This window comes from Catalinimonas alkaloidigena (assembly GCF_900100765.1).
GTDB classification, from domain to species: domain Bacteria; phylum Bacteroidota; class Bacteroidia; order Cytophagales; family Flexibacteraceae; genus Mooreia; species Mooreia alkaloidigena.
Genome location: NZ_FNFO01000021.1, coordinates 23252 through 34253 on the forward strand (window position 1 = coordinate 23252; position 11002 = coordinate 34253).

Here is an 11002-nt window from a genome sequence, read left to right on the forward strand (position 1 = left end):
CTCACCCTCGTAGCCATCTCCCCGGGAAACGAATGCCTGTACATGACAAGGTCAATCATTTCGAGGGCAGGTTGAGACGGAAACTCGGCCGTGCCCAGGCAGATGAAAGCAAGGCGGCATGGATGGTTTTCATATGACGCCCTTTGATTTATGGAGACCGACTCACACGTGGCATGAGCCCCGGGCACTAGGTACTATTTAAGCTGATCCTGCAAGTGATTCCTCTCTAAAACAGATGGACTATCCAGGGTTTCGATCAGCGTGGCAATGGCTTGCTTTTTATCGCGACACTGGTGATAATACGCTTCCGCGATCTTATAGCCGATAAAGTAGCCCATGTTCATCGGGATTTTACTTTGGGTGGGGTTGAAGAACCATGTGTCTTGGTGGAATCTCCTACTACAAGATATAGGGCATTTTCAGGTAAACTAAATGGCCTTTTCGAAGGCTCAGCACACGAAACAATCACCAGACAGCTAAGACGCAACCACTTTTTCTTTGTTATTCTTTTCGTTTGAAGTAATGGTCACACCCGTCGCGGTAACTGTCCTGGAACACCACTCGATCCTCACAAAATAAGATGCGCCCAGATAGCTGCGCAATGGCCGGGTCGACCTGGAGGGCAAATAGCCCCGCATCCCCTGGCACAACCTGCCAACGGGAAACTTGCAGGACTTGCCCGTTTTCTTGTACCTCCAGGGTACTGTCGGCCTTAAAGACCAGGTGTAGGCCGCCAAACGCCTCGCGGTTGGCTTCTTTCGGATGCCAAACACAGCGCCGCTGTTCCCAGATCCATTCTCCCAGTAGGGTGTGGCGGGTCTGGAGGGCATCCCAGCTGTGGGCCTGATGACACGCCCACAGCTCATCTGGACTCCACCTGGGATCCTCGGGGTGGCAAGCCAGCCCCAGCAAGGGCAAGAGGAGTAACGCGTTCAGAACACTTGGTTTTGTTTTCATCGCTAGATGATTTGCCTTTATTGATCCGTGAGCCTCAGCGGGGATAAAGGTATTTATGAAACAGAAATCATCCTGCTTTGTGTACCTTGATTTGTTCATTTAGTTGTTTATGAATCCAGCCTCCGCGCTTACGCATGGTCGTGCCGGTAAGCATGCTTCCTTGTTGAGGCACGGTCTCCTGAGCTTGTTTACAGATCCCAATGACTTGCTTAGGCATCAACTGATGGGTCATCATGGCCTGATACCATCGCTCACAGCCCTGGGCATCTACCCCGTTCATCACTAACATCCGAGAAGCTAACAGCAGATCTTCTGCGGGAAAACGTTCACTCGGTTTGAAGCGCTGACCAAACTGCAAGTCAAAGACGGGGTTTTCCGGCTGCCAAAACGCCTCTGTTTCTGGTTTGAGTAAGGTGTCTGGTTGATTTTGGAATAATTCTAGTTGCCGTTGTTTCTGGTTTTTCAGGCGAAATCGAATGGCAACAGCACGCTTTTTATGAGTGATAATCTCATAATTAAAGGCCATACTCGTCAAGCTAAGGTCGGCTTGGGCACGGTCAATAACTCTTCTGCGGAAATCGACAAAGCGTTTGTATTGATCTTCTTTTACTTTGAAAATGCTTCGTAATTCTTCGATATCAATTTCTCGTACACCACCCATAGCAGCATACTGCATTAATAACCAATAAATACGAAAGGAGTAATGGCTGTTTAAAGGTAAGAGTTCATCAAGCACACCTTGTGTAAATTCACGACGCAATTGCAGTAGATGCGGCATCATTGATACTGCTAAACGACAACGTATTTCACCAGACTTCTCAACATATTCAACGAAATCGTATAAGGCATACTTGCGGAATCTCTTCAATTTCTCCCCTTTTTGGCCTTCCAAAATGTCTTCAATTTCAAAGTTCTTTCCCATTAGCCTGCTACAAGCGTCCGTCATGGTTTTGTACGACTCACCATTTAACTCATCTCCATATAGATCTCGAACAGACAACCTAATCTCCCGAAATTCCTCGTCGTCAAGCTTTATTTGAGCTAGTGTCTGTAAAAATATACGCTGGTCTATATACCCCATTTCGTATCGGGCATTAACCAAGCGATTGCTCTGCCAGACAAACTTGCGGACATGGCTCTGATCCTTATCTTCCATATACCAAATATATAAACTATTGATCGGTAGACAAATCAAAATACTAATGTCCACCGATTACCCAGATTATGTCCACCGATTACCCAGATTATGTCCACCGATTACCCAGATTATGTCCATCAATCACCCAGATTGCGTCTACCGATTACCCAGATCATGTCCACCGAAAGGCTCATAAGTGTCTCACTTTCAGACACTTATGAGCCTTTAAAAGGTATAAAAGGTATAAAATAAAAAAAGAAGAAAAGGAAGCAAAAAGCTCTCCTTATAATTTTTTTTAAATTTCTTAATGCCCCCTCTATTGAGTATTTGGACATTTCTAACATATAACTAAGCAATGCTGTAACTAATCTTTTAGTTACAGCATTGCTTAGTTATATGTTATATTTATTTAGTTAAATAATTGGGTCTGTAATTAAAAAGAATTGTAACAATATATGCAAAGATGATAGCCTTTATATAAGGAGAAAATCTATAACGCAAGCAAGATCGGTGGACATGATCTGGGTCTTATATATCTATAAGAAGCGCATGTGCGTTTATAGATATATTCTGGTAATTGAGCTACTCTTATCCCTTTAAGTTTGGGCTTTTTGCTTGGTTCGAAGTTATTGAACTGTTAATTATCTTGATATCTTCTACCTATCGTATTAGATCGGTAGACACGATCTGGGTCAAATGAATCACCCCCCTTTAAATTCATTATACATGCTATTAGAGCCCTTGAAGGATAACCACCATCAGGAACTGGAATACCATATCAGCGGATCTCAGCTATCTTGTAGCATATAAAGAAGCAGTGTATATAGTAGTTGCCTAATAGTACCACAAATTGCGCCTTGAAGTATATATTCTTCTTTACTAGTAGATCTTGCCTTTCGTTTTTACCTTTTTAGGTATATCGTAAAGTTGTCCCCCCCGCCCATGGCGTATGTAATAGTAAAATAACTGACGAATGCATTCAGAATATCCACCATGGATACCTTCTTGCTGAACCATAGCTTCCAGTTGTGCAAAAAACTCTTGGGTAGCGCTAAAGCTACTTCCTCTCACTTTGGGGCTACTAGCCTCTCGTTCAAGGAAATCCTGAAATTCTGATAAGAAATTCTCTTCTACCGAAGAAACTGGGGGTGATTCTTGTACTGGTTGAGGATTATCAGCAGCTTCAGGTTGTTCAAAATTATCTTCTTCAATTCGATCGTATAGTGATCTTCGCTTGGCCATTATGCTTGTTCAATTTTTGTTAGTACTTCATCCGCTAGTTTCTGATAATCATAAGCACCAGCTGATTCAGGAGATACCTTAAAAATGTCCTGTTGTAAGCTGGGTGAGACAGCTAAAGGATTACTTTGCCGAATAGTCACATTGAATGTGGGATATTTGCCACTCAGCTCTTCAACTACTTCTCTATGGGAGCGTGTTCTACTTGCACGGTTATATTGTGTGAATAAAATGCCCAAAAAATGCAAATACTGGTTTAACTCTTCTTTAACTCCATGGGCTAATGCATCAAGGGCTGAAAAAGCATGTACAGAAAAGAATTCTGGTCGCATCGGGACTAAGTATATACTTGACGCCGCTAATGCATTGACAGTGATTTTACCCAGATTCGGTGGACAATCTAGCAATACCCAGTCATACTGATTACGAAGAGAAGCAAGAGCCTTACGCAAACGAGTATCGCCCCCTACCGAAAGATTACGCAGTCGGTCATCTAGGTCGTGCATCAGTCGTCTGCTTGCTTTAATCAAGTCTAAATTATCACCAACATTCTGGATAGCGTCTGATGCGCGTCCTGGATCCATCAGCCAACCACTTGTATCTAAGCTTGCTCGGTTGTCCACTGTTTTGTAACAGCTTGAAAGGTTTGCTTGTGGATCTAGATCAATAAGTAGCACGCGCTGCTTTTTTGCTGCAAGAGCGGGTCCTAGGTTTAGTACAGTAGTAGTTTTCCCTACTCCTCCTTTCTGATTTATCACAGCAAGTACTTCCATTCAGATCTGTTTGTTTGCTGCCAAGTTACTATTTCATGTTGCATTGATGAAATAGCTAATGATTCCTTTATAAAACAAATACATAATTATAAATATCGATGTTTAATACATATTTGCGAATGTGCGAAATTCGCAAATATGTATTAAATAATTGTGATATCACCAAGTCATAGGATAATATTATCCTATGACTTGGTGACTAATTCGAAAAGTTATCACAACAAAGATAAATTGTAGAAGAGGCGCTAGAGCAATCTATTTATCCGGCTTGAGCTATCGGGACTAATGTCAGAGTGTCTTTACACATGCCTTGCCGGTGACGAATCGTACAGCCCCTACCGGGAGGAGCTGTACGATTCTGCTCAGTTCCACTCGGTAGAAGGACGGCGTAAAAGCGGCGGACGGAGCGTTCGGATTCAAGTGGGGGTGGCGCTCCTAATCAGTGAGGTCGGTTCCTGGCTCGAGGAGCGTGGACCTTCGTCAGCATCCTGTCGTGGCAGGCGGGTAGGAGCTGGGTGGCCGCTTCACATCCAGCATGAGTAGGCAGTCACAGCGACTTTCATGTCAGTACCGCCGGCATGGAGGACCACAAAAGCAAGTCAGAGCCCCCGCGACTCGCTGGGAAATGCGTATGAAGATAGGGGCCTGGGTAAATACCTTCTGTCTTTCCGAAGTCCTTCACTATTACGAAGGAGGAAGGAGTGGGCCGGGTCTGCCTCTCCAGCAGCCGGTCCTGGCGGATACCGTCGGTTCCGAGAGAGGAACTACCGGTGGAGGGTAGGTTCGAAGCCCTGCCGTCTGCGGTAGGAAGGGGATGAACAAGTGGAGCACCACCAAGGCCGTGACGGTCGATCATCCTACGGAGGTGGAACCGGACCGCACTGATAAAAGTGGCCGAGAGCATAGAGGACCGCCCTGTACAGCAAGCTGGTTGGACGAGCACGCTGGCATCGGGGAGTCCACGAGACTTCTTCTGGAGGGGAACTGAGCCGCTAAAGCAGGTCCGCGCCCGGCGGCGTGTCATTTCCAGCTCGGCCAGCCCGCGGTCTCCCTTGAAAAGGACAGGGCCGGATCATTCCCCCCTGCCTAAGCACGAGTCGGAGCAAGCGGAATATAGAGATTGATCTTTCTAGCCAAGCACTACGGTCACCGTCCCTTCTTCTCGGAATCAGCTCCATTCACTTGAGCCCGCTCGCCTAGCCTTATTCCGCCCATGGTCGACGAACTCATCCCTCATGTGAGAATAAGGCCAGGACGCGGAGCCGCTATTTTCATATAGTTCCGCGGGAACGCTACTTTGTTTTGTCTGCGGAACTGCGTCTACTGCGCAGTTCCACCCTTGACCCTGCAGGAGCTGATTCAGCCGCAGAAAAACGGTAGCCTGGGGGGCAGGGCCGCCTCTAGCACTGAACCAAAAGGCACAGTGCTAGAGGAATGCTTAGCCGATAGAAAACAAAGAGGGGCTACTTCACCGCCGAGGTGTCGTGGATTGAAAACGTGGTAGGTCAGATCCTCACGCAAGCCGGGTGGTGGACCTTGCTTCCGCTGTACGTGAGTAATATCAGGGTAGGGGTTAACCCTGAGCGCTCGGCGCAGGACCTCGGGAAGGTAACCCACGAAAAAGACACAGCATCCTTCAGGGGTTGAGACCTGTCCCGAAAGGTCAGCGCTGATGCCTTCCCTGTGCTTCTTTCACGCCCCTGGGGACCAACAGCCGTTTCTCCGTAAACCCCGGTCCTGTGGGGGAAGGACAGGACCGCTCGGGTGTAAAAGCCCTACAAGGCCAGCCAGGTAACGAAAAAGGACCGTTCCGCGAGGAGTCCCGACAGCCCACGGGCGCCGTGGTTTCCGCGAGGGAACCAGAGGTGGGTTCCCTTGGCGGAACGGTCCTTTTGGGTCAGGCGGGAGCGAGCCCTCGCGCTGTGTCATGGTCGATGCGATCGGGGGAGGTAAAGGTGCCCGGCGACACCAGTTCTATACTAGGCAGGAGGCCGTCAGGTACCGCCGTGTTCACGTTGCCAGGTGGATTCTGGTGGGAGGCCATCCTGGGCGGGGAAGGCACGGCCTGAGCCAATCGATCCGTTCCGGGCCGTGTCGTCGTTCGGTCCTGCGCTCAGAAGAACGGGCCCGAGGGCGTAGACGTGCCAAACGAGCCTTCCTTCAGCGAGGACGCTGGCGTCCCAGTAGGAACCAAGGAAGCCAGCTCGGGACCTGGGATATTGGCAGCAAGTTCTTCGTAGCAAACCTGAGGCAAGGGTAGCTCCCCCGTGCAGGGCCGCCGCCACGACGTGGGGTTCCCGAAGGAACAGCTCGAAGAGAGCAGTTTCCCACGCGGTCCTGTGATGTTTCTCACAGGACCGGTAGACACATGGGACTAGGCCACTCGTGAGAAAAAAGCCCTTGAGGAGCAGTTCCTCCCCCAGACAGGAACCTGGGAGAGGCCATGGTGGCCTTTCAGATGCCGCCATCGTTCCCCTCGTCGCGCGTCGGGGGCTGGACCTGTCGCCATCGGCGTAATTACACGGCCCAGGTGCTGACCATCGCCTTGATCTTAGGCCAGCGAAGGACGGATCCGCATGTTGATCCTGGTGAGGAGAGGTTGCTCGGCGCTCCGGCGCGGTCCGGTGTAGTGATCAGGGCAGCTAGGAGCGTCCATCGTCGGTAAAGGCCAACTGACCCACGGGAAGGGTAGATCGCGGAACTGATCTATTCGCGACAGTTCCGGCAAGGGGCGTTGTTACGGGTAGACCTGTTGGGGAGTGGAAAACGATCCGGGCAGGTTCCAAGCGGATCGCTCTTTAGTAGTAAACACGGCGATTACCACAGCAGGGGAGGAGGAGAGGTGGTGGACCCAGGGTTCTTTCCCCATCGATGGGGGCAGGTAGAAGAAGTCACGCAGCCCCGCTTCCTCGCACAAAACCAGGCCTGACTCTGTAGGTCAGGACCGACCCGGCGGAACTGCTCGGTTTCGGTCAGTTCCGCCGACATGCTGCTTGATAAACACTATAGTGTTCTATAAGAGGGTCTATGTTAACAGGAAGAGGCATGCCCTATTGAATCCATATTGAGTGGATCGGAAAAGCGAAGCGTGTAAAAGGAAAGGTGTGCGTGGTTAACGCGCTTTTTTCTCTTTCTTTTTGTCAGGCGAAACACGGTGGGGGGGCGCTTGTTTTCGCTGGCGGATGAACTCACTAAGTAATTGCTGCTCTTCCTGGGTGAGCCGATGACCCTCTACCACAGTTAAGTCTACGTTTTCCGGCTCGGCTAAAAACTTTCTCATGGTTAAAAATACGAATTTATCAGCGTGTTGGCTGCTTTTTCATCGATAACCATTAACTGGCCATGGAGAACTTCGGCACCGAGCAGACGGTGGTAGTGTTCCACCAAGCGTGTCTTGGCGGTAAAAGAAACAAATCCAGCGTAACCCAGCTGCTCAGAGCGATAACAGGCGAAAGCAAATAGGCTGATCGCCACGCCTTGATAGACTTTGTGGCGTCCTCGATGCGCCGGTGCGTTCTCCACTAAAGTGACGTAAAGATGATCGCCGCGATCTTGCAGCCCGATCAAGCCATGAAGAATTTTTTCGTTGCCTGGCGTGACCAACTTGTAGAGCATCGCCTCCTGTTGAGCTTGCTTCCAATCAAAGAGCCAAGCCGTGGTGGTGCGTAAATCAGCAGCGGTCACTGGTAGCACGAGGGCATCGAATACTTCCCCGGTGCGGGTGTTGCGGATGGCTTGCCGTAAGCGAGGAGAGGGTTGAGCAGGCATGGGTAAGAAACGCTTCCGACAAAACTATCGGATTAACTGAATAAGGAAGCACGATAAAAGGGTAAAACAGGGGAGGGTACAAGATATTATCTGCCGTACAGACACTAATCGTATAGCTGTTCCAGAAGGGCCTAACGGTAAAGTTAAAACGTATCAAAACCCCTTCTCGGTCTCTTCTCCACGAACCGTACTGCCTCTCACACGCCAGGCTCGCGCGGGGTAGGGTGTATCATTTTGATACAAAGACCTGTTCCACTCTGGAACAGTGTGAACACTCTTTGGCCAGCAAAAGGGCCCGGATGGTTCCCAGGCGCGCTGGCACGTTTTTCTCACTATAAAATTAACTAACCGCTGTGCTTATGCTGCGTAACTACCTCCTCATCGCCTGGCGCAACCTTTGGAAGAATAAAGTCTTCTCCCTGATCAACCTGCTGGGACTGGCCGTAGGCATGGCCGCGTGTGTGCTGATTTTGCAATACGTTCGTTTCGAGCGGAGCTACGACGATTTTCACCAGCATGCTGCCGACCTCTACCGCATCAGTGCCCGCTCCGAGGCAGGAGCTGCCCGACAGACGCCTCTGACCCCGCATCGGCTAGGTCCGGCGTTGAAAGCAGAGGTGCCGGAAGTGGTGCGGGCTACGCGCCTGGTTCTTCCGTGGAGCGGGCAGGCGACCACTAGCACACTCAGTTGGGAAAATGCGGCGGGTACGTTGGTCAAGCAAAATTTCCGATGGGGCTTTTACACCGATCCTGACTTTTTAGCCATGTTTTCGTTTGCGTGGCGTCAGGGCGACCGCCGTGAGGCGCTCAACGGACCAAATCGGATTGTCCTCTCGGAACGTACGGCCCGCAAGCTGTTCGGCCACGACTGGGCAGACCACGCCTCCATCCTCGGGCAGACGGTAGAGTACCTCAACGAGTTCGACCGCTTCCCCCTGGTGATCACGGGTGTCATCGCCGATGCCCCGGAAAACTCCCACTTCCAGTACGATTTCCTGGCGTCTTTCTCCACGCTTTCCACCGGCTGGGCGAAAGACTTTCTCGGCACCTGGGAAGGCAATGGCACGTATACGTATCTGCAACTCGCCCCTTCCGCGGAGGCCGCGACGGTGCTGCCCAAACTCCAGCATTACTTCGACACCCACGCTCCCCAGGCGCAACAGGGCAGTCTTGTTTTCGGCCTACAGCCCGTCACGGACATCCACCTGCACTCGCACCTGGAAGACGAATTAAAAAACAACGGCAATGCGACCTACGTGTCGTTTCTGACGCTGATTGCCGGCCTGATTTTGCTGGTTGCTCTCCTGAACTACGTCAGCCTGGCCACGGCCAAAGCGGTGGCGCGCGGCAAGGAGGTGGGCGTCCGCAAAGTGATGGGCGCGCAACGTTCGCAGCTCGTTCGCCAGTTCCTGTGGGAAGCGGTCTTGCTCAACGGCCTCGCTTTTCTGCTGGCCCTGACCTTGCTCCAGGTCGCCCCCTCCCTGTATACCGCGCTGACCGGCCAAGGGCTGCCCTATCCCACTTTCGCGTGGCGGTGGCTCGTGCTCTTATTTCCCGTCAGCACACTTCTCTCCGGGTTTTATCCGGCGTTTGTACTGTCGGGCTACCGACCCTCGCAGGTACTCAAAGGAAAATTCACGCACTCCTTACAGGGCAAACGCCTCCGCCAGGGGATGGTGGTTTTTCAGTTCTGGGTCGCGATTTTCCTGCTCATCTTCACGTTTGCTGCCTCCCGGCAGCTGGCCTTCATGCGGTCCAGCGATCCGGGATTCGACCCCGAAGGCGTGCTGGTGGTGAACGGGCCGGGCAACCGCCAAGAAACCTGGATCGAATATGATCGGCGGAAGCCCGATCGTACCGCCCCCGACCCATTCAAAGAAGCACTGACACAAACGGCAGGGGTGAAGGCTTCGTCCCTGACCTGGACGGTGCCCGGTGAGCGCACCAGCGCCAGTAGAGTCGTGTTGGGCGAAGCGTACCACCACAGCACGCTGGATATCCTCACGGTTGACAGCGATTATGCCGAGGTATATGGGCTCCATACGGTGGCCGGCAGGTTTGATACCGATCACGGCTACGTGCTCAACGAACGCGCCGCTACGTTACTCGGCTATGCCCATCCCGACCAGGCCATCGGGCAGGTATTCCGCGACGACCGAAACCTTACCTACACGATCACGGGCGTGGTGAAAGACTACCACCACCTTGGCTTGCAACACCCCATCCGCCCGATCCTTTTTACCCAGAACGATCCGAGTTATACGCTGGACTCGTACTACAGTCTCAAAGTCACCGCCCACGATTTACCGGCCACCCTGGCGCAGATCCGTGCCGCCTATGAGAAGGTGTATCCGTATGAGCAGTTCACCTACTCCTTTCTCGATACCTATTTCGACGCCCAGTATCAGGAAGACCGGCAGCTCGGAACGCTTTTCTCGCTGTTTTCCGGCATCACGATGCTGATCGCCTGCCTGGGATTGCTGGGACTTTCGCTGCACATCGTGGTGGAAAAAACGAAGGAGATCGGGGTGCGGAAAGTGCTCGGGGCGTCGGTCCGGCAGATCGTAGGGTTGCTTTCGCAGGAGTTCGTCCGGCTGGTAGGACTCGCCAGTTTGGTCGCTCTGCCCCTTGTCTACCTCGTGCTACAGGAATGGCTGAGTCACTACGCCACCCGCATTCCTCTGGAAGGCGGGTTGTTCTTCGTACCCCTCGGTGCGGTAGTCCTTCTGGCCTTGATGACAGTCAGCTTCCAGACGATCCGCGCTGCACTCGCCAATCCCATCGAGGCGCTACGCAGTGAGTAAATACCTGAGAGACGTCAACCCAAGGAGCTGCGTTCAGAAGCGAGCGGTGGAAGGCAACCACGCGCGCTGAGAACCAAAAAACACAACTCACCGGACTTCAGTTGAAAATAAACCTTCTCCAATCGATGCAAGCTGTTTGACAACTGCCTAAATGTTAAGTAGGCCCTTACAGTAACAATTGTCCTTCAAGTCACAAATTAAGCAGTAAGGAGAGGTATTCGCCGTTAATTCAACCGCTGTCGATACTCCGTGGGAGACATTCCCAATTCCCGACGCACGTAGCGACTGAAAAAGGAGGCGCTGGAGAAGTGGAGTGTATCGGC

The 11002-nt window shown here is 51.5% G+C and carries 9 protein-coding genes; 1 reads left to right on the forward strand and 8 read right to left on the reverse strand.

Going from position 1 to position 11002, the window contains the following annotated elements; translation table 11 throughout:
* Window positions 1–194 precede the first annotated feature (194 nt).
* The 7 genes from BLR44_RS29030 to BLR44_RS28010 form a co-directional block, all read right to left on the reverse strand.
* On the reverse strand, window positions 195–338 hold the full coding sequence (locus BLR44_RS29030) for a trafficking protein particle complex subunit (RefSeq protein WP_218127215.1): 144 nt from the start codon (window positions 336–338) through the stop codon (window positions 195–197).
* A gap of 163 nt (window positions 339–501) precedes the next feature.
* Complete coding sequence (locus BLR44_RS27990) at window positions 502–957, reverse strand: hypothetical protein (protein ID WP_089688739.1); 456 nt, start codon at window positions 955–957, stop codon at window positions 502–504.
* Between the two features lie 67 nt (window positions 958–1024).
* Window positions 1025–2113, reverse strand: coding sequence for a replication initiation protein (locus BLR44_RS27995; RefSeq protein ID WP_089688741.1), 1089 nt, complete (start codon window positions 2111–2113; stop codon window positions 1025–1027).
* 861 nt (window positions 2114–2974) lie between these two features.
* Window positions 2975–3337, reverse strand: a complete 363-nt coding sequence (locus tag BLR44_RS28780; RefSeq protein WP_143017531.1) for a hypothetical protein — start codon at window positions 3335–3337, stop codon at window positions 2975–2977.
* The gene (locus tag BLR44_RS28000; protein WP_089688743.1) at window positions 3337–4107 is read right to left on the reverse strand and encodes a ParA family protein; all 771 of its coding nucleotides are present in this window, start codon (window positions 4105–4107) and stop codon (window positions 3337–3339) included. Before BLR44_RS28000 ends, BLR44_RS28780 begins: the two co-directional genes overlap by 1 nt.
* 3112 nt (window positions 4108–7219) lie before the next feature.
* Window positions 7220–7387 carry a hypothetical protein gene (locus tag BLR44_RS29035; RefSeq protein ID WP_176956252.1) on the reverse strand — a complete coding sequence of 56 codons (168 nt, stop codon included), beginning with the start codon at window positions 7385–7387 and terminating at the stop codon, window positions 7220–7222.
* 2 nt (window positions 7388–7389) lie between these two features.
* Complete coding sequence (locus tag BLR44_RS28010) at window positions 7390–7875, reverse strand: hypothetical protein (RefSeq protein WP_089688747.1); 486 nt, start codon at window positions 7873–7875, stop codon at window positions 7390–7392.
* Between the two features lie 359 nt (window positions 7876–8234).
* Here BLR44_RS28010 and BLR44_RS28015 point away from each other — a divergent pair, with 359 nt between their 5' ends.
* Entirely contained in the window at window positions 8235–10679 is a 2445-nt protein-coding gene (locus BLR44_RS28015) for an ABC transporter permease (RefSeq protein ID WP_089688748.1), read from the forward strand.
* A gap of 224 nt (window positions 10680–10903) precedes the next feature.
* On the opposite strand, the gene BLR44_RS29470 is transcribed toward BLR44_RS28015, so the two are convergent.
* A partial coding sequence (locus tag BLR44_RS29470; RefSeq protein ID WP_143017532.1) for an AraC family transcriptional regulator occupies window positions 10904–11002 on the reverse strand: 99 nt, incomplete at its 5' end.